Consider the following 19,099-nt stretch of genomic DNA (forward strand, 5'->3'; position numbering starts at 1 on the left):
GATCCGCGATCTCACCGCCAGTGACCTGCACGCTCGCCACAGCGTCCCCCAACAACTAATGGGTGTGGCAGCCTCGCCGGGCGGGCGCCCTGGCCCTGAAGCTTGCCGGCCTTCACGCGTGACGGCTGGTCACTCCCCCGTCCACAACCAGCTGTGTGCCGGTGATGAACGACGCCTTCGGTGACATCAGGAACGCCACGGCGGCCCCGATCTCGTGGGGCTGTCCGAGCCGGCCCAGCGGCGCGGCCTGTTCGAAGCTCGCGCGGATCTCCTCGACGTCCAACGCGATCTGGAGCATCGGGGTATGGATGAAGCCCGGGCACACTGCGTTGACGCGAATTCCCAACGGGCCCAACTGAGCAGCCATCGACCTCGTCATGCCCAACAGGCCGGCCTTGGAGGCACAGTAGGCCGGGATGAACGGATTGGCCGCCAGGCCTTCGATGCTGGAGATGCCGACCACCGCGGGTGATCCACCGTCCTTCGCAGATTTCTCCAGGTGCGGCAACAGCAACTGCATCAACAGCGCCTGCGCGCGCAGATTCACGTCGAGCACCGCGTCCCAGGACTCCTCGGTGTACGCGCCCACCGGTTCCGGGAGCACCCGCCCAGCGGCGTGCACCAGGCCATCGATACCGTCGAGCGCCCCGGCCGCCTCTTCGACGGCCGACGACAACGCAGCGGTATCGCACACGTCGATCACCGCCGAGGGCATGCCCAATCCGTCGGCCACCTCGCTGACCTCGGGCGCTATGTCCCACAACGAAACCCGTCGGCCATCTGCGATCAGCGCCTCCGCGCTGGCTCGGCCGATTCCCGACGCTGCACCTGTCACCACCACACCAGTCATGCCGGACAGGTTAGATGGCCGGCGCCCCCACCGGCAGTGATTTGCTTATACCGACTAACCGATGAGATCGGCCAGTGCCTGCACGGTCTGCAGATCCTCGTACGCCGCGGAATAACGCTGGGCCAGCGCCAGGGCGATGTCGGGACGCTGCCACAACTCGCCCGCACTGGCGGTGGCCAGCCAGGTCATCAGTCCGTGCGCCACCGATGCCCGGTAACGCAACCAGATCTCGTCGGCCGACGGCAGTTCGTCTGCCGGGAGTTCCAGCGTGTCCCGGTATTCCTCCAGCAGTTCACGCTCCGCGAGCCGCCGGTCCTCGGTGGTGAGCGCACCTTGCAGGAAGTAACCGAGATCCACTGCAAAGTTCCCCCGGCGCGCCACCTGCCAGTCGAGGAAGCCGACATCCCCATCCGGTAACACGTAGGTATTGCCGATGTGCGGATCACCGTGCAGCAATGTCTGCGAGGTACCGGGCGCGGTGAGCGTCCGGATGAACGGCTTCCAGATCCCCTCCACCAGATGGTCGATCGTGAGTGCGTGTACCGAGGCCGGTGCGTCGTCCCCCAACCGCTCGAGCGCGGCAGGCAAGGGCGCCCACTGCATGCCGTCCCACGGCATGAACGGCTCCAGCCATTCGAGGCCGGGACGCTCGACACGCTCGCCCCAGAACGCACCGTGCAGGCGGGCCAGGCCTCGCACGCCACAGGCGGCCTGCTCCACGGTCAGCGGCCGAGTCGCGTCGCGGGGATCGGCGGAACGGGAGGTGAGATCCTCCATGATCAGCATGAAGTCCTCGTCGCCCTCGTCGATGGGCGCCGCGTACACCGTCGGATGTTCCAGTGGCAGATCGACTTTGGAGTTGAACAGCCTGGGCTCGTGCAGCAGGCCGCTGGTGTACTTGATCATCTCCTTGTGGCCGGGGTCGACGGCCTTGGCGAAGACCGTGGCAGGCCCGGTCAGCCCCGGCTTGTACGTGACCGACAGGCGCGCCCGGCGGTTGGTGCCGTCGTCGCGCATGTCGACGGTCACGCAGTCCACCACGGCGCCGGGGTGATGGTCCGCCAGCGCCGCCGTCAGCCACTCGGGCGTGACGTCGGTCCAGTCTTTGGGGACGGTCTGCGCGGCCGTCACCGGACGAACGCCGGCATCGAATCCCACCCGCGGACAGTCGAAGTCGGTGACAGCTCGGCGTTGTCGAGATCGACGTCCCACTCCGGGAAACGCTTCAGCATCTCCTCCAGCGCGATCCGGCCCTCCAGCCGAGCCAGTGCCGAACCCAGGCAGTAATGGGTGCCGACGCTGAATGCCAGATGCTGACGCTGCTCGCGGTGGATGTCGAAAACCTCGCCATCGGGCGGGAATTGACGGCTGTCGCGGACTGCCGCACCGATCAGCATCATCATCACACTGCCCTCGGGAACCGTCTGGCCGTGGAACTCGACGTCGCGGGTGACATAGCGGGCCACGTGCGGGGCCGGTGGCTCGAAGCGCAGCAGTTCCTCGATCGCCTGGGGGATGAGTGCCGGATTCTCGACCAATTGGCGCCGCTGATCAGGATGTTCGGCGAGTACCTTGGCCGCCCAACCGATCAGACGCGTGGTGGTCTCGTTACCCGCGCCCGCCACCACGTTGATGTAGATCAGCAGTTCCTCGCGGGTGAGCTTCCGGGTGACCCCGTGCTCGTCGGTGAACTCGACGTTGAGGAGGTCGGTCATGATGTCGTCGGACGGATTGTCCTTGCGCCAGTCGATATAGGTCTCGAAGATCGAGCCGTCGACCAGCCCCTCCTGAGCCGCCTTCATCGGCTTGCCCGCCTCGGTGCGCATCTGATCGTTGCCGTGGTCGCGGATCATCTCCTGGTCATCCTCGGGGATACCCAGCAGTGCGCTGATGACCCGCATAGGCATGATTGCGCCGAAGTCCTTGATGAAGTCGATCTTGCCGGTGCCCACCATCGGGTCCAGCGACTGCGCGCAGAACTCGCGGATCTTGGGCTCCAGCGCGTTGATCTTGCGCGGCGTGAACATCCGGGCCAGTAGCTTGCGGTGCACCGTATGGATCGGCGGATCTTCGAAGATCAGGGCGCCCGAAGGAATGTCGATGTTGGCCTTGATCAGTTCGATGATCGCGCCGCGAGCCGAGCTGAACGTCTCGTGGTCGACGAGGGCTTTGTTGACGTCGGCGAAGCGGCTCAACGCATAGAAGTCGTACTGCTCGTTGTAATACAACGGCGATTCCTCGCGGAGCCGCGCGAAGGTCGGGTACGGGTTGGCGTTGATCTCGACGTCGTAGGGGTCGAAATACACGTCATTGGTGGTGCTCAGACTCACGGCGGTCCGCCTCTCTGAGGGCTGCGGAGAGTTACTTACACGCGTAAGTTACACGGCGGAACGACCACCCGACAAGGCCGTTTCGGCTTACAGTTTGCTGCCTACACGTAATGCTCAGGTGCTGTCGCGCACAATGAGGCCGGCAGGGTCACCGCCGTCGACGTCGGAGACCGAGGGATATCCGAGTTCGGCCATCATGGCGGGGACGGCGGCATCGACAATCGTCTTGGCGTCGAATACGACGGAGGACAGCGGCGGGGAGCTCACCGCACCCAGCGGTATCGCGTCGACCCCCATGACCGCGAGATCATCAGGGCAACGCAGGCCCGCCCGGCGTATCCCGTGCAGCACCACGAACGCCGTCTCGTCGCTTTGCGCACAGACGGCCGTCACGCCCGCTGACACCCATCTCGACACCACGGCCGCCGCGTCGGACCCGTCGGTGGCCACGCTGCCGACCTCGATCTCGGGCAAGCCGTGCTCGCCGGCCGCCACGCGCAGACCCGACAACCAGTAGTCACCGAGCGGCCTCAGCACCTCACTGCCGGAATAGGCGAAGCCCAGGCGCGTGTGGCCGCGCGACAGCAGATGCTGCACCCGCATCGATCCGACGGTCAGATGCAACGACCCGAGCGCGCGCAGTTTCTCGCTACCCAGGTAGATCTGCGGAATCCGCGCCGCCTCGACGGCCACGGCAGCAGCACCGGTAAGTGGGAACACCCCTGCCACAGCCAGAGGGTTGAGGTTCGCAACCGCGTCGACGATGTTCTGGCCGTCGTCCGTCTCGAGCTGCATCGACAGCACGATGCCGTGCCGCCCCAGCGCGGTGGTGAGACGGCTGCCGACCTCCAGAGGCAATTCGCCCAGGTCGGTCCGCGGCACGATGTAGAGCACCACACCGCTGCCGCCGACCGCGAGGTTGCGAGCCGCGAGGTTGGGCCGGTAGCCCAGATCGGCGGCGGCCTTGCGTACTGCGGCCTGAGTCTGCTCCGAGATGCGTTGCCCTTGAACATTGTTGAGGACATAGCTGACGGTCGCCGTGGAGACGTTGGCCAGCTTGGCAACATCGGCTTTCGTCGGACGGAGCCCGACTTTCGGGCGTCCTCTTGTCGCGCTCACGGTGTCATCGTGGCACGTTGCTGACCATCGGGATGCTGCACGCCGGACATTTGCCGATGTGCGCTCTCACGCAGTGGCCGTCCGGCACTCTCCCGCAAGGTCAACACCGTGAGCACCGAGACGATGGCCGCGGCAACAAGATAGAGCGCGGGCGCCAGGTTGCTACCGGTCGCCGCGGTGAGCCAGGTGACGACGTACGGGGTGGTCCCACCGAACAATGCCACCGCGATGTTGTACCCGATCGAGAAGCCGCTGTAGCGGACCCGAGTGGCGAACAATTCCACACCGGCCGTCACCGCAGTCGCGACGTACACCGATTCGATGGCGGCCAGCAGACAGTGTCCGACGATCGCCGCCGTCACCGATCCCGAATTCATCAGCAGGAAAAGCGGATACGCGCCCACCACGAATCCGGCTGATCCTGCCAGCAGCAGCGGTTTGCGCCCGATCCGGTCCGACAGCGCAGCCAACGGCAGGATCAGGATCAGTGCCACCAGGCTGGCCAGGCTGATCGAGACGAACGCCTGGGCCTTGCTGAAATGCAGCGCCTTGATGAAGTAGGTCGGCAGGAACGTGAAGACGACGTAGTAACCGACGTTGAACACGATGAACAGTCCGATGACTTGCAGGATCGCGTACCGCGCCGTGCCCACCGCCTCGCGCAATGGCGACGTGGCAACGCGATCGGCCTCGTCGAGTTTGGCGAACTCAGGGGTGTCATCGAGCCGCAGCCGGATGTAGAGACCGACCAGACCAAGTGGTGCGGCCACCAGGAACGGGATGCGCCAGCCGTAGCTCTCCATCGCCTCCGGCGGTAGGAAAGCCTGCAGCAGCGTGACGGTGACCGAGCCCAGCAGAAAACCCAGCACACCAGACCAAGCGATGAACGTGACGGTGAGCCCGCGCCGCCGGGTACTCGCGTATTCGGCGAGATAGACGGCGCCGCCGCCATATTCGCCGCCGGCCGAGAATCCCTGCAGACACCGCAGCAGGAGTAGGAGCAGCGGGGCGGCCACACCGATGGTGGCGTACGTGGGCAGCAGGCCGATGCCGAGCGTGGCGGCCGACATCAGCAGGATCACCACGGCGAGCACCCGCTGACGTCCCAATCGGTCGCCCAGTGGGCCGAACACGAACCCACCGAGCGGACGCATGAAGAATGCGGCGGCGAAAATGGCGAAAGTGTTGAGCAGCGCCGCTGTTTCGTTGCCTGACGGGAAGAAGTTGGCAGCGATGTAGGTAGCCAGGAAGCCGTAGATGGCGAAGTCGAACCATTCCACCGCGTTGCCGATGGACGCGCCGACGATCGCTTTGCGCACGGTGGGATTGAAATGGGAGGTGCCGGTGCGTTTATTCGGTGCCGTCAACAGAAAACTCGCCTCTCGGAATCGCGAGAGGCGAGTTTACCTGTTCAGTTATGCGCGTAAGCGAGTTCCGCCCGGGTCGGGGTCAGACTGACGTGAGCGCTTCCGCGGTGAGCAACGCCTGGGCCACCCCGGAGACGATCGACGCCAACCGGATGGCTTCGAAGATCGTCGTGCGGGATACGTCGGCGTCGCGCAACACCGTCTCGTGCGCGGACAGGCAGTGCGAACATCCGTTGATCGCCGAGACTGCCAGCGACCACAGCTCGAAATCCGCCTTGGGCACACCAGGGTTGGCGATGATGTTCATCCGCAGACCGGCCCGAAGGTCGTCGTAACGGCCGTCGAGCTGACCCTTGGTGCGGTAGAAGACGTTGTTCATCCCCATGATCGAGGCGGCGCCGAGAGCGGCGTGGTAGGCCTCCGCACTCAGCACGTCGAGGGCATCCTCGGAGATCTCCTTCAGTAGCTGCTGCGATTTGGTGGCTGCCGCCGTAGCGACCAGCGCACCCCACAGCTGCTGCTCGTTGAGCTCCGTGGACTTCACGATGCTGCCGAAGTTGAGCTTGAGGTCCTTCGCGTACTCCGGCAGCGCTTCCTTGATGTTGTCGATGCTCATGACTAGACCGCCTCGGACAACAGCTCACCGGCGTTCAGCGTCGGGTCGCCCTTCTTCCAGTTGCAGGCGCACAGCTCGTCGGACTGCAGCGCGTCGAGAACCCGCAACACCTCGTCGACGTTGCGCCCCACCGAACCGGCGGTCACGGAGACGAACTGGATCTCGTTGTTGGGGTCGACGATGAAGGTGGCCCGGTCGGCGACACCGTCGGCGTTGAGCACGCCGGCCGCAGCGGTGAGTTCACGCTTGAGGTCGGAGACCATCGGGAACGGCAGCGTCTTCAGGTCCTCGTGCTGCGCGCGCCACTGGAAGTGGACGAACTCGTTGTCCACCGAAACGCCGATGACCTTGGCGTCGCGATCCTCGAAGTCTTCGTTGAGCTTGCCGAACGCGGCGATCTCCGTCGGGCACACGAAGGTGAAGTCCTTGGGCCAGAAGAAGATGATGCGCCACTTGCCGTCGTCATCCTTGTTGGTGACGCGGGTGAAATAGTCGTCGGGCTGCTTGGCGTCGACCTTGGACAGATCTCCGCCAACCACGGCCGTCAGGTCGTATTCCGGGAACTGAGAACCAATCGACAAAAGTGCCATTGCAACCTATCCAATCTCGCGTGTGATTTTCTGGAATGATTCCAGATTTACCTCCTCAATCATGGCTCTCACCGATGGTTATAGCAACTCGCTCGGCCGTGATTATGCACACAAACGACATCAGTGTGAGCTGGGCCTCACGGCTGCCACCGGCACGACCAGATCGGCCCGCCCCGCGGTAGCCGCCACCAGACGCGCGTTGGGCTCGTCGACCTCGGCGACCCAGCGCCGCGCGGCACCCGCCGGCTTGCCGAAGGCCATGTGACGGGCCACCAGGCGCGCGACGCGTACATCGTCTTGTATTGCGCAGTACCAGATTTCGTCGATCGCCGCGGCCACCGCCGACCACCGCGGATCGTCGAGCAGTAGATAGTTGCCCTCAGTGAGCACCACGGCCGTACCCGGGAACACCGGGATCGCACCGGCAACCGGCTGCTCGATGTCGCGTTCGAAACCCGGGGCGTAGACCACCTCGGCGCATCCGCGGATACGGCGCAACAGCGCGGCGTATCCGGCAACGTCGAAGGTGTCGGGCGCACCCTTGCGGTCCAGCCGGCCAAGTCTGCGCAGTTCGACATCGGCGAGGTGGAACCCGTCCATCGGAACGTGCGCCACACCGCGGTCGCCGAGCCGTTCCCGGGCGGCGGATACCAGCGCCTCGGCCAGCGTGGATTTACCCGCCCCCGGTGCCCCCGCGATGCCGATGACGGACGTCCCCGGCTCTGCCGCACGGGCCAATACCCGGGCCACCAGATCGTCGAACGTACACATAGCGCCGCCATTGTCCCGCAGGTCATCAACGGCACGTGCCGAACGTCGCCGCGAGCAGGTAGAACTGGCTGGGGTGGATCGCGTGGAAGGCGGATCAGTTGGCGAGGCTTCGCTGGTGGCTCGGTCTGGCCTGTTGTGCGGCACTGCTGGCCGGGTGCGGGAACGCCACCGTGATCGGCGGCAGGGCGACGTCGATGCTGTTCCTACCCGACCGGGTAGGCGGACTGCCGGTGACCGACGGCCATAGCGGCACCCGGCCCGACGCGCACGCGCCGGCCCGCCGGGCCGAGAACACCGACGGCGGGCAGATCGACGACCTGGCCCTGCTGGCCGTCGACGACATCGAAGACTTCTGGTCGCAGAACTACACCGGCGGGTCACTGCCGGGGACCTTCACCCCGGTCTCCCGGCTGGTGTCCTTCAACTCCGACCTCTCCCCCGGGCTCGAGATCTGCGGCCAGAGCACGGTCGGGCTGACCAATGCCTTCTACTGCCTCAAGAGCGACGTGATGGCGTGGGACCGTGGCGTCGCGATTCCGGTGGCGGCGCAGTATTTCGGCCAGATGGGCGTGGTCGGGGTGATGGCCCACGAGTACGGCCACGCCGTCCAGCAGCAGGCGCGGCTGATCAACGAGAGCACGCCCGTCCTCGTGGCCGAGCAGCAGGCCGATTGCCTGGCCGGGGTGTACCTGCGCTGGGTGGCCGCCGGAAAATCGCCACGCTTCGAATTGAGCACCGGTGACGGGCTCAACCACGTCCTGGCCGGGCTGATCTATATCCGCGATCCTCTGATGACCCGGATCGACGCCACGCTCACCGGCAACGAGCACGGGTCCGCGCTGGACCGGGTCAGCGCATTCCAGATCGGCTTCAGTGGCAACGTCGACCAGTGCGCGGCCATGGACTCCGACGAGATCACCAAGCGTCGCGGCGATCTGCCCAAATTCCTCGACTTCTTCGGCGGCCAGCAGAGCGCCAACAGCACGATCACGGCGAATCTGTTGGACAAGACCATGCAGTCGCTGCAACAGGTCTACGCACCCGCCAACCCGCCCACGTTGAGTACCGAGCCGAGCGCGTGTCCCGACGCCGGGCCGTCGCCGCCGGCGTCCTATTGCCCGGCGACCAACACCATCGTCGTCGACCTGGCTGGACTGAAAGCCCTGGGGGAAGCCAGAAACGAAAACGACGAACAGGAGCTCCTGCAGGGCGACAACTCGGCGATCTCCGTCCTGACATCGCGGTACGCCATGGCGGTACAGCACGAGAAGGGCCTGACGCTCGACACTTCCGTGGCCGCGATGCGCACCGGCTGCCTGACCGGCGTGGGCCAGGCCAGGATGGCCGAGCCCGGTCTGCCGATCACGCTGTCAGCCGGTGACACCGACGAGGCGATCAGCAGCCTGCTCACCAACGGGCTGGCCGCCAGCGACGTCAACGGCAGAGTGCTGCCGGCGGGGTTCACCCGCATCCTGGCCTACCGGTCCGGCCTGCAAGGCGACGATGCACAGTGCTACCAGAGGTTCCCGTAAGCCGATGAGTCCAGTCGAGGAGAACCGATGAGCGGTCCCGAGCAGCCGTGGTGGGCACGGCCGGGCGGCGCACCCCTGCCTGGCGGCACGCCGCCACCCGGCGCTCCCCCGCAGCGCCGGGCATGGACACCCCCGCCCACGCGGCAGCCGTCGCCGCCACAGCCGCCGCAGCACCATGCGCGGCCCGGACCGCCGCCGCGGTACCAACCACAGTCCGCACCACAGCCGCCGTCGTCGCCGCCCAACCCCAAGCACGCCGACCGACGTCTGCTCATCGGTGTGGCGATCGCCGTCGTGGCGGTCGCGGTGATCGGCGCCGGATTGTGGGCGTGGAGCCTCGCGGACACCAACAGCACCCGACTCGACGTCCATCAGGCCGAGTCCGGGGTGGCACAGATCCTCTCCGATCCGATCAACGGCTACGGGGCCAACCGCGTCGTCGCGGTGGCATGTAACAACGGCGAGAATCCGGTCGTGCGGGCCGGCGCGACGTTCATGTGCGCGGTTGAGATCAACGACACGCTTCGAAGGGTCATCGTGGAGTTCACCGACGATAACGGCACTTATGCCGTGGACGGCCCCCGATAAATAGAGACCCGCGACACATTTTCGGGTCCTCGTGACAACCCACACCCGACCGCGCTGCCAGGCTTTATTAGAGCCGCTATTAGTCTTACCGGTTATGGGTCGGGATCCCGCTGCAACCAGTGCCGTTGATATGTCGACGTCGAACATCGAAAATTACGTCCTCGACGACGGCACGATTGTCGTACCCGACGGCGTCACCCTGACGTCGTTCCTGGACCGCAATCGGATCATTTACGGGAACCAGCCGTCCTACCGATTCCTCGACTACTCGACGGATCCCGACGGCCGCGCCGTCGAGCTCAGCTGGAACGCCCTGTGGTCACAGGTGTGCGCTGTCGGCGCCCGCCTGCAGCAGGTCACCAAACCCCGCGACCGGGTAGCGATCCTGGCCCCGCAGGGCGTCGAGTACGTCGCAGCGTTCTTCGCGGCAGTGCACGCGGGCAATGTCGCCGTCCCGCTGTTCGCACCCGCGCTGGCCGGTCACGCCGAGCGACTGGCCGCCGTGCTGGCCGACGCCAAACCCACCGTCGTGCTCACCACGACCGCCGCCGCCGAATCGGTTCGCACCTTCATCAAGTCGCTGCCCGCCGCCGAGCGGCCCCGCATGATCGCCGTCGACGCCGTCCCGGACACGCTGTCCGAGATGTACGTCAGCCCCGAGGTCGACACCGACGACATCGCCTACCTGCAGTACACGTCCGGGTCCACCCGCACGCCCGCCGGTGTGGAGATCACCCACCGCAACGTGTGTACCAATGTCATCCAGATGGTCCTGGCCGGCGACCTCGACACCGGTATCCGCAGTGTCAGCTGGCTGCCGCTCTACCACGACATGGGCCTGATCATGGTGATGTTCCCGGCGCTGTGTGGTGGCCACATCAGCCTGATGGACCCGATGGCGTTCGTCCGACGCCCGTATCGCTGGATCAAGCGGTTGGCCGAAGAAGCTGCCCACGGCCGCACCTTCGCCGCCGCCCCGAACTTCGCCTTCGAGCTGGCCGCCGAGCGCGGCCTGCCGCCCGAGGGCGAGACGCTGGACATGACCAACGTGGTCACGCTCCTCAACGGGTCCGAGCCGGTCACGATGGCCGCTGTCGAGAAGTTCACCTCCGCGTTCGCCCCATACGGGCTGCCCGCCACCGCGGTCAAGCCGTCCTACGGCATGGCCGAGGCCACCCTATCGGTGGCCAGCATCGCGCCGAACGCCGCGGCCAGCGTGGTGTATCTCGACCGCGACCAGCTCAGCGCCGGGCGCGCAGTGACCGTCGCTGCCACCGACGAAGGCGCCGTGGCACATGTGTCCTGCGGACAGCCGATCCCGAACCAGTGGGCGGTGATCGCCAGCCCCGATGGCGACGAGTTGGCCGACCGCACCGTCGGCGAAATCTGGCTGCACGGCAACAATGTCGGCCAGGGCTACTTCGGCCGCCCCGACGAGAGCGAGCGGGTGTTCGGCAACAAGCTGCAGACCCGGCTCACCACCGGTGGCCACGCCGACGAGGTACCCGACAACAGCCATTGGCTGGCCACCGGCGACCTCGGGGTCTACATCGACGGCGAGCTGTACCTCACCGGCCGCATCAAGGACATGATCCTGATCGACGGACGCAACCACTATCCACACGACATCGAGACGACGGTCAGCGCGTCGTCGCCCGCAGTGCGCTCAGGCTATGTCGCCGCGTTCTCGGTGAACGGGGACCGCGGCGAAGAACTGGTGATCGTCGCCGAGCGCGCAGCCGGAGCCGGCCGCGCCGAGCCCGGCCCCATCGTCGATGCGGTGCGCGCGGCAGTGTCCCGCCACCACCAGATCCGGGTCGCCGATGTGCGCATGGTTGCCGCCGGCGTGATCCCCCGGACCACCAGCGGCAAACTGGCCCGAAATGCTTGTCGCGTCGAATATTTGAGTGGGAAGTTCGACAAGTAGGGATTGGCCTGGTTGCCTGCGCCGAATGCGACGCCAGGGTCATGATCCGGCGCGTGGCGCGACCCTGGCGTTGATCTGGCGTGGGAGGCTTCACCGATGACTCGGCGTCCACCGTGTCACCTGCAACACCCAACTACAGCTGACTCATTGCCTCAGCGAACGCCCCGTCGCGCAGAAGGTTGATGCTGCGGGCCTCGGTATCTACCTGGGTGATGCGCTGCACGGCGCCGCCGTGCCAGAAGTAGGTGTCGCGACTGACGGCGCCACCGGGCGGGTTCTCGGTCTGCCCCACCGTCACCGACGCGAGCCACCCAACCGCGTCCGATGTGATTTCACCGACGGCGTGCAGGAACAGCAGACTGCGGTGGGGCACGCTGAATACGACCCCCAGTGGTGCGACTCCCCCCAGCACCGTCTCGATCAGCCGAGGCATGTTCAGGGCTTTCGAGGCGATGAAGAAGGAATCGCCCGTCAGCGCAAACACGTTGCGGTCCAACGCTTGTACGGTCACGGGTTCGCCATCGGTGTTGCGCTGACCCACCTCGTAGAGGAAGTCCAGGTCCCGGCCGGCAACGTCGTCGTCACCCACCGTCTTGACCACGGTCGGCAGGTCTCGGCTCAACTCGGCGACCAGACCGTCGAAAGCGGGGCGGGCATATCGCATCGAGATCATTCCCGAGGTGTCCGGCGTCTGCAGGCGCGTGCGAACCTGCGCCAGGAACTCCGCGTCCGCCAGTGCGGCGGTCCCGGGGTCTGATCGACTGGCGAACTGCTGATCGAAGTGAAACTCGACGGCGCCTACCCACTCGGCCGGCGGTCGTTGCGCACACTGGAGCTGAAGGTTGTACAGCCGGTAGTGATTTCCCGTCTGGTCCATGAACCAGTCATCACCCAGTGCGTCCTGTGGAGCCGGACGCACCCGTAACCCACGACGTTCCAATGATTCCAACGCCAGCCGGCGAACGAGCCGACGCCGCTCATCGTCGGTGCCGACGGTCGGCTCGTTTTCGCTCATCCACGACTCCCCCATGCTGAACCCCCGTAGTGGTGCTGATCGTCTCAGCCATGATCCCACCGTCGCACACGCCCGATCGGCACCAGTTCCGAGAGTGCCCCGACATGTCGGTGCCCCGTGCAACGCTGTCCGGTTCTCACACGAGCCGACATGGAAGGACCCGAGATGACCGGACTTCAGCAGCAGAACTTCCGAGTGAACCTCGGCGGGGTGATCGCACTACTCAGCAAGAACCTCTATTCCAATCCCGGCGTCTATGTGCGGGAGCTGATCCAGAACGCCGTGGATGCCATCGCGGCCCGCGACACCCTCGGCGGCACCCCTGCCCCGCGCATCGTCTCGATCTCCCCGTACGGGGTCGCCTCACCGAATTCGCCCGCCGGCGAGTTCATGCTGACCGACGCCGGGATCGGCGTCAGCCCCGAGCAGGTCGAGCAGTTCCTGGCCACCGTCGGCGCCAGCTCCAAGGGTGACGAACTGCAGCGGAGTCGACGCTCGTACATCGGGCAGTTCGGTATCGGCCTGTTGAGCTGCTTTCTCATCGCCGACGAGATCACCGTCGTCTCCCGCAGCGCGACAGGCACGGAACCGATCGAGTGGGTCGGCAGGAGCGACGGCACTTACACGCTCCGCACCATAACCCAGGACATCGCAGTCGGGACGACCGTGCGATTGCGGCCGCGGCCCGACATGATCGGCTGGGCCCGGGCCGAGCAGGTGTGCCCCCTGGTGCAGAAGTACGCCGAGTTCCTTCCGGTAAACATCAAGGTTCTGACAAGCCAGGGCCCGAAGGACGTTTCACGGAAATATCCATGGGAGCACGACTTCGGCGCCCACCGTTCCACTGTGCTGCAAGGGGTTTCACCGGTCTACGGCGGGATGGGTGTGGGCAGCCAGTTCGACGCCATCGAGGTCACCGATGCCGGCCTCGGACTACACGGCGTGGTGTACATCGGCGCCGCGTCGGGGCGGTCCAAGCGCGCCGCGCGCAACCGCATCTACATCAACGACATGCTCGTCGATGACGCCGACAGTGCGCTGCTGCCGGCATGGGCATTCTTCGCCTGGGCCGTGGTGAACTCGACCACGCTGGAGCCGACTGCCAGCCGCGAGACCGTCGTGAACAACACGGCGCTCACCGCGACCCGGCGCAAGCTCGGGCAAGCCGCTCTGAAATGGCTGCGGTCCCTGGCCGACACGGACCCCGAGCGGTTCGCCGAATTCGTCGCCGACTACGAACTGGAACTCCGATCCGCGGCCACATGTGACGCCGACGGACAGAATCTGGAGCTGGCCGAAGTCGTGCTCCCGATGCTGACGGTGCAGACGACTGAAGGGCACATGCGACTGATCGATGTGATCAGCCGCAATCCAAACATCCTTTACGCGGTGTCCGTCAAGGAGTTTCGCACCATCGCGAGCTTCAACCCTGGTGGGCGGATCGTGGTGAATGCGGGCCATGCCCTGGACCAGGAGGTGCTGCTGATGCTGCCGCAGGTGACGTCCGGGGTGGCCGCCACCCGCGCCTACCCGGCGTCCGAAATCGCCGGGCTGGCAGTCCCGTCGGCGGATTCTGCGCGGGAGGTACTGGCGCTGGAACAGCGTGGCAGCCAGGTGCTGCAGGCGTCGGGTAGTCGGGTGGTGGCGCGCCGGTTTCCATCGACGGACCTGCCCGCCGTGTTCATCGGTAACGGCCAGATCGACGCCGATTCGCCGGGGTGCGGCGACCTCCCGCATCTGGTGGTGAACTGGGACAACCGGGCGGTGCAGGCGCTGACCCGCACAACCGACGCCCTCGTGTTCAGTCGGCTCATGCAGCTGCTGTTCGTCCAGGCCCGGATGGCCGCACAGTGCGATGGCCCCGAGGATCGAATCCTGTTGTCGGAGGCGCTCGATGACATCACCGTGCTGGCCGCCGGCGTCGATGGGACGGAGGTCGCCCGATGACCGAGCCAACGCCCCTGTCAGCTGATGAGCTCGAACGGCTGGGTGATGAGGCGCTCGCTGCGGGAGACCTGCAAGCGGCACTGCATCACTACAGGGAAGCCCGCAGGCTTGTCTTCGACATGCTCGATCCGGGGGTGTTACAGGGTTCGGATTTCGACACAGTGTCAGAGATCGCCGACGAGCTCAGCCGGATCAGCAGGAAGCGCGATGCCCTCGTGAGCGCGACGAAACCGCCACCGAAGCCGCTCGATGAACAGGCGGCGGACCTTCGCGCTGCGGTGGATGTGTCCATGGAGGGAGGCCACATTATTCACGCGGCAGAGCTGTGTATCGATCTCGGCGAAATCCTGGCGGAACTGGACGATGTCGACGGCGCGGAATCCGCCTACCGGCAGGCCGTGGCGCTCGCCCGGCAAGTCGATGCCGCCATGCCCGAGTTGATGCTCTGGACGTTTCGCAAGTTGATCGAATTCCTTGCGCCGTCAGAGGAGTCGATAACCCTCGCCCAGGAACTGGCCGCCAACTTGATCGAGCGCGACGAGATGTACCACCCGATGCGGGCTGCCGACGCGGCGTTCCACTGGGCGGTCGCCGAGCTGAAGTTCGCAGAGGTGGCACGACACCGAGTGGATCACGCGATCGATGGCATCGCGCGGCAAGCAATCGAGATGCTCGACGAAATCTGTATGCACGACTTGGGACAAGCACTGCAACGCCACGCGGCCGACACCTTGCGGTGCGTCGGCCGCGATGTCGAGGCAGATCAGTGGCAAGCCGAGGCAGACAAGTACGAGGACTGGTCAGCGTTCATGGACCATCAGATACCCGGCCACGTCCACCTCTGGGACATCCGGATCGACGTGTCCGCCGGACCAGGCGACGAATGACGCTGGCGATCGCCGACTCGCCGCGGCACGGCACTAATCGAGTGATTCCCAGAAGCGTGAAAGCGCCGCCGCACCGCGGGCTGGATCCTGCACCATCCACCAGTGATCCAGTCCGTCGAGCACCTCGGTGGAGGCCCCGGCTCGGCTGGCTGCGCGACGCCGGATTTCTTCGGACCCGACGTATGGGTCCGCCGTCGCCAGTAGCGAAAGACCGGGGCGGGCACTCGCCCGCTCCAACCCGCCGCCCGCTTCGGCCATGTCACCGGGCACTCCTGCCGAGCGGTATAGCCGCAAGGTCGCCTGCCCCATGACCGGCCCCTGAGCTCGTGCCATCGACGCTGCGATGTCCTCCGGCAGCAGCGCGGCCCACACGGCGGTCCGGTCTTGAACCGTGCCGCCCAGCATGTTCTCGACGAGCCGCTCGCCCTTACCGGGCGTCCGCCACGCCTGGGCCATGTCAGGCCACACGTATTCGGCGTCGAACACTCCGACGATGTCACTTGCCCAGCTACGCACCAGGTCGGGTCGATGCATCATCGCGTTCACCACGTGCACACCACCCCAGTCGTGTCCGACAAGGTCAACCGGCTCATCAATGGCTTCAAGCTTGCCTTCGAGCCAGTCCCGGTAGGCCACATACGTCGCCGAGAAGCCGTCGGGTAGCGGAGCCCCGAACCCCGGCGGTGACAACCGCACGACATCCTTGCGTCCAAGCGCATCGACCAGCGGACCCCAGATCGCGTCAGTCTCCGGATTGCCGTGCACCAGAACGATCGTCATGTCCGACATCGTGACACGACTGGCGTCGATCTCAGCCCGCAGCCCACTCCTTCGCCGCATCGAGCTCACCAAGGCCAAAGACCTTGAGCTCGCCCGGAATCATCCACGCAAACGCGTGCATCGCGTGGGCGACCCATTCCCGATCGGACACCACGGCAATGCGCTTGAATGCCGAGTGGTGTCCCAGGAGCGCGCCGAAGCCGAGCTTCAGATCCTCGACCAGACCACCAGAGCCGAATCCCTCGTAATCCGGTGAGATGACCTCGACGATCCGGATCTCACCGGTCGCCAGCAATTCGTCCATCGTCGGCCGAAACTCATGCAGGTCATCACCACGCACCCGGCCCGACACTCGGATACCGAACACGCCCTCAGGCATGTCGGGAAGGACATCGATCATTGGTTCTCCTCCCGTCTCACACCTCGAGTCTGCACCTACCGACTCAGGAACGTGAAGACTCCCAGAGGCTGGAGATTTCCGACGGTACGTTCTCGCGTTTGACGGCGCTCCTGGTCCACCCGCCGTGACTGCCGGGAGCGATCCGGTAGACCCCCGCATCACCCGAATACACCCAGAGCTGCTCGGGTTCGGTTGGCAACCAGGCGATCATCACGCCGGGGGTGCGGTAGGAGGAATGGTCATGGAAGACCTCCTGACCGGCTTTGTCACGAATCACGGGGACCCACGTTGTCCCCCCGTTCTCGTCGGGACCCTCCTCGGCGACGGCGGTGTAGGCGTCCGACGGAGATGTCTGGTCGTGGCCGGGCGTGACGATCGCGGCGGCGTCGTCGCTTTTGCCGCAACCCACGGCGATCGCCATCACGGCCAGAATCACTGCGATCAACCGCTTGCCCATGTATCGATCCCTTCGGTGCTGACGAGATGGAACGATACGGTCTGGCAACCGCGGCCGATCACCACCCCAGTGACTTGTTCAGACAGTCACCCTCCGAGATACGGCGACCTGTCACGCGCGCGACGAATTGCACTGCAATGCCACCGGGAGCTTCGCTGCCTAGAGAAACGCTCTATTGCCGTAGCGGTCGAGCGAGACGAATTCTCCGACCGGCCGACGTGTCGTGGGACCGTACTTGCCCATCGGCCAGCCAAGGGGAATGACCGCACAGGGAGTAACGTTCCACGGCAGGCCGAGGGCGCGCCTCGCCAAGAACTTGCTCCACAACGGCAAGGTGATCAGTGCCGCACCCAACCCAGCCGCACGTGCCGCCAGCAAGAGGTTTTGCACCGCGGGAAAAATGGAACCGTACGCACTGCTCGTCGCCACCGACGGCCACAGCGGAATCACGCCCTTTAGGCAGGCAACGACTACGACGGGGATCTCGTCGAAATGGTCCGCCTGCCATTGCACCGCCTTCTCGATGCGCAGCATCTGGTCACTCATGTTGCGCACAACGACGCGCTTGTAGATCGGGCCGCCGAACTTCAAGGCTCGACGATTCAAGCCGCCGAGTTTCGCAACGACTTCGCGGTCCTTGACGACGATGGATTCCCAGTTCTGAGCGTTTGAACCCGTCGGCGCCTTCATCGCGAGTTCCAGAATGTGAAGCAGCAGAGCGTCATCAACGGGATCACCCTTGAGCCGCCGGATGGCCCGTTGAGTACGCATCGCCTCTTCGAGTGGCATGGCCAAGGCCTCTTGCTGCGGCATGGCCACTATTTCAACATGATCAGTCTCGTCAGGGGGCCTTCCGAGATGTTGACCGATGCCATATCCGACGCTTTCCATTCGAACCCGGTGCTGCCGTAACCCTGACCATGCTGGGTCCGTGTGTCGGCGGCATCAAAGACCACTCCGAATGACCGCAAAGAGACATTGGTCCGCAGACAGGTCACACAAGTGCCAGTAGCGAGGCCTGGTTTGGGGCGACGTCGCGCTGCCTGGTCGACGACGCCCAGACCGATCTCGACGACTTATTCGCCTACCGGTCGACGGGGTTGCCTGAGTATTTCGCTGCGTGTTGCCGCACACTCTTTTTCGTGACGACACGCCTCGATAACTGGGAGCACCGCGCCGAGTGGCCGCTTGCCGCGGTCGCCGCCGTCTTCCTTGCCGCCTACACCGTCGAGGTACTCGTCGAACCCCGCGGTCTGGGTGCACATGCCGTTACCCTGGCCACCTGGCTCTCGTGGGCGGTGTTCAGTGCCGACTACGCGGCACGCCTGTACCTCGCCCCTGACCGCAGGCAGTGGTTCGTGCGCCACCTCGCCGACCTGGCGATCGTGCTGCTGCCACTGCTTCGACCGCTGAGGCTATTGCGCCTGGTCGTGTTGATCGGCGTGCTTCAGAAAGCCGTCGGCAACGCGATCCGAGGCAAGGTGATCCTCTACACGATCTCTGGTGCTGTGCTGCTGGTCTACGTCGCGTCCCTGGCCGTACTGCAGGCTGAGCGCGGCCAACCAGACGCCCACATCGCCGATTTCGGCGACGCATGGTGGTGGGCGATCACCACCATCACCACCGTGGGCTACGGCGACATGTACCCCGTCACTACAACCGGGCGTGTCATTGCCGCGCTGTTGATGATCGGCGGGATCAGCCTGGTCGGCTCGATCACCGCGACGATCGCATCGTGGATCGTGCAGACCGTGGCAGTCGATGACGCTGCCAGCGCAGCCGTGACGGCGGCCCACATCAATGACCTGCGCGCCGAGATCGCGTCGCTGCGGGACGAACTGCGACGGGAGTCCGCCGTCGATGGCGCTGGAAGCGACCACCGACCGTGAAGCCTGGAACCGTGCGGCACCAGGTTTGGGATCA

At 65.4% G+C, this 19,099-nt stretch carries 19 protein-coding genes; 6 read left to right on the forward strand and 13 right to left on the reverse strand.

Annotated features, from left to right (window positions below; all coding sequences use genetic code 11):
• Positions 1-112: 112 nt before the first annotated feature.
• The 8 genes from ACZY08_RS25800 to ACZY08_RS25835 form a co-directional block, all read right to left on the reverse strand.
• On the reverse strand, positions 113-850 hold the full coding sequence (locus tag ACZY08_RS25800; protein WP_463747448.1) for an SDR family NAD(P)-dependent oxidoreductase: 738 nt from the start codon (positions 848-850) through the stop codon (positions 113-115).
• Between the two features lie 54 nt (positions 851-904).
• Positions 905-1,981 (reverse strand): phosphotransferase, encoded by a 1,077-nt coding sequence (locus ACZY08_RS25805; protein ID WP_463747512.1) that lies wholly within the window; start codon positions 1,979-1,981, stop codon positions 905-907.
• On the reverse strand, positions 1,978-3,180 hold the full coding sequence (locus ACZY08_RS25810) for a cytochrome P450 (RefSeq protein ID WP_463747449.1): 1,203 nt from the start codon (positions 3,178-3,180) through the stop codon (positions 1,978-1,980). Before ACZY08_RS25810 ends, ACZY08_RS25805 begins: the two co-directional genes overlap by 4 nt.
• Before the next feature lie 114 nt (positions 3,181-3,294).
• A complete protein-coding gene (locus ACZY08_RS25815) occupies positions 3,295-4,299 on the reverse strand; it encodes a LacI family DNA-binding transcriptional regulator (protein WP_463747450.1) in 1,005 nt (334 codons plus the stop codon).
• A complete protein-coding gene (locus ACZY08_RS25820; protein WP_463747451.1) occupies positions 4,296-5,618 on the reverse strand; it encodes an MFS transporter in 1,323 nt (440 codons plus the stop codon). Before ACZY08_RS25820 ends, ACZY08_RS25815 begins: the two co-directional genes overlap by 4 nt.
• 130 nt (positions 5,619-5,748) lie before the next feature.
• A complete protein-coding gene (gene ahpD, locus ACZY08_RS25825; RefSeq protein ID WP_463747452.1) occupies positions 5,749-6,282 on the reverse strand; it encodes an alkyl hydroperoxide reductase AhpD in 534 nt (177 codons plus the stop codon).
• A gap of 2 nt (positions 6,283-6,284) precedes the next feature.
• A complete protein-coding gene (locus ACZY08_RS25830; RefSeq protein WP_209913918.1) occupies positions 6,285-6,872 on the reverse strand; it encodes a peroxiredoxin in 588 nt (195 codons plus the stop codon).
• Between the two features lie 120 nt (positions 6,873-6,992).
• A complete protein-coding gene (locus tag ACZY08_RS25835) occupies positions 6,993-7,643 on the reverse strand; it encodes a nucleoside/nucleotide kinase family protein (RefSeq protein WP_463747453.1) in 651 nt (216 codons plus the stop codon).
• A gap of 98 nt (positions 7,644-7,741) precedes the next feature.
• Between ACZY08_RS25835 and ACZY08_RS25840 the strand changes: the two genes are divergently transcribed.
• The 3 genes from ACZY08_RS25840 to ACZY08_RS25850 all read left to right on the forward strand — a co-directional run bounded on the left by ACZY08_RS25840 (position 7,742) and on the right by ACZY08_RS25850 (position 11,690).
• The gene (locus ACZY08_RS25840) at positions 7,742-9,175 is read left to right on the forward strand and encodes a neutral zinc metallopeptidase (RefSeq protein WP_463747454.1); all 1,434 of its coding nucleotides are present in this window, start codon (positions 7,742-7,744) and stop codon (positions 9,173-9,175) included.
• Between the two features lie 27 nt (positions 9,176-9,202).
• Positions 9,203-9,763, forward strand: coding sequence for a DUF4333 domain-containing protein (locus tag ACZY08_RS25845; protein WP_463747455.1), 561 nt, complete (start codon positions 9,203-9,205; stop codon positions 9,761-9,763).
• 94 nt (positions 9,764-9,857) lie between these two features.
• Entirely contained in the window at positions 9,858-11,690 is a 1,833-nt protein-coding gene (locus ACZY08_RS25850; protein ID WP_463747456.1) for a fatty acyl-AMP ligase, read from the forward strand.
• 133 nt (positions 11,691-11,823) lie between these two features.
• On the opposite strand, the gene ACZY08_RS25855 is transcribed toward ACZY08_RS25850, so the two are convergent.
• On the reverse strand, positions 11,824-12,705 hold the full coding sequence (locus ACZY08_RS25855; RefSeq protein WP_463747457.1) for a hypothetical protein: 882 nt from the start codon (positions 12,703-12,705) through the stop codon (positions 11,824-11,826).
• A 165-nt stretch (positions 12,706-12,870) separates the two neighbouring features.
• On the opposite strand from ACZY08_RS25855, the gene ACZY08_RS25860 reads away from it, so the two are divergent.
• Positions 12,871-14,652: an HSP90 family protein gene (locus ACZY08_RS25860; protein WP_463747458.1), complete on the forward strand. Its 1,782-nt coding sequence runs from the start codon at positions 12,871-12,873 to the stop codon at positions 14,650-14,652.
• Positions 14,649-15,539, forward strand: coding sequence for a hypothetical protein (locus ACZY08_RS25865; protein WP_463747459.1), 891 nt, complete (start codon positions 14,649-14,651; stop codon positions 15,537-15,539). The genes ACZY08_RS25860 and ACZY08_RS25865 overlap by 4 nt, the downstream gene beginning before the upstream one ends.
• A gap of 33 nt (positions 15,540-15,572) precedes the next feature.
• On the opposite strand, the gene ACZY08_RS25870 is transcribed toward ACZY08_RS25865, so the two are convergent.
• From ACZY08_RS25870 to ACZY08_RS25885, 4 genes are all read right to left on the reverse strand, one after another.
• Complete coding sequence (locus ACZY08_RS25870; RefSeq protein ID WP_463747460.1) at positions 15,573-16,319, reverse strand: alpha/beta fold hydrolase; 747 nt, start codon at positions 16,317-16,319, stop codon at positions 15,573-15,575.
• Between the two features lie 31 nt (positions 16,320-16,350).
• Positions 16,351-16,719 carry a SpoIIAA family protein gene (locus ACZY08_RS25875; RefSeq protein WP_463747461.1) on the reverse strand — a complete coding sequence of 123 codons (369 nt, stop codon included), beginning with the start codon at positions 16,717-16,719 and terminating at the stop codon, positions 16,351-16,353.
• 43 nt (positions 16,720-16,762) lie between these two features.
• A complete protein-coding gene (locus tag ACZY08_RS25880) occupies positions 16,763-17,176 on the reverse strand; it encodes a hypothetical protein (protein ID WP_463747462.1) in 414 nt (137 codons plus the stop codon).
• 159 nt (positions 17,177-17,335) lie between these two features.
• Entirely contained in the window at positions 17,336-17,989 is a 654-nt protein-coding gene (locus ACZY08_RS25885; RefSeq protein WP_463747463.1) for a nitroreductase family protein, read from the reverse strand.
• A gap of 329 nt (positions 17,990-18,318) precedes the next feature.
• Between ACZY08_RS25885 and ACZY08_RS25890 the strand changes: the two genes are divergently transcribed.
• Entirely contained in the window at positions 18,319-19,065 is a 747-nt protein-coding gene (locus ACZY08_RS25890; RefSeq protein ID WP_463747464.1) for a potassium channel family protein, read from the forward strand.
• Positions 19,066-19,099 lie beyond the last annotated feature (34 nt).

It is taken from the genome of Mycobacterium sp. IDUB_9 (genome assembly GCF_055419505.1).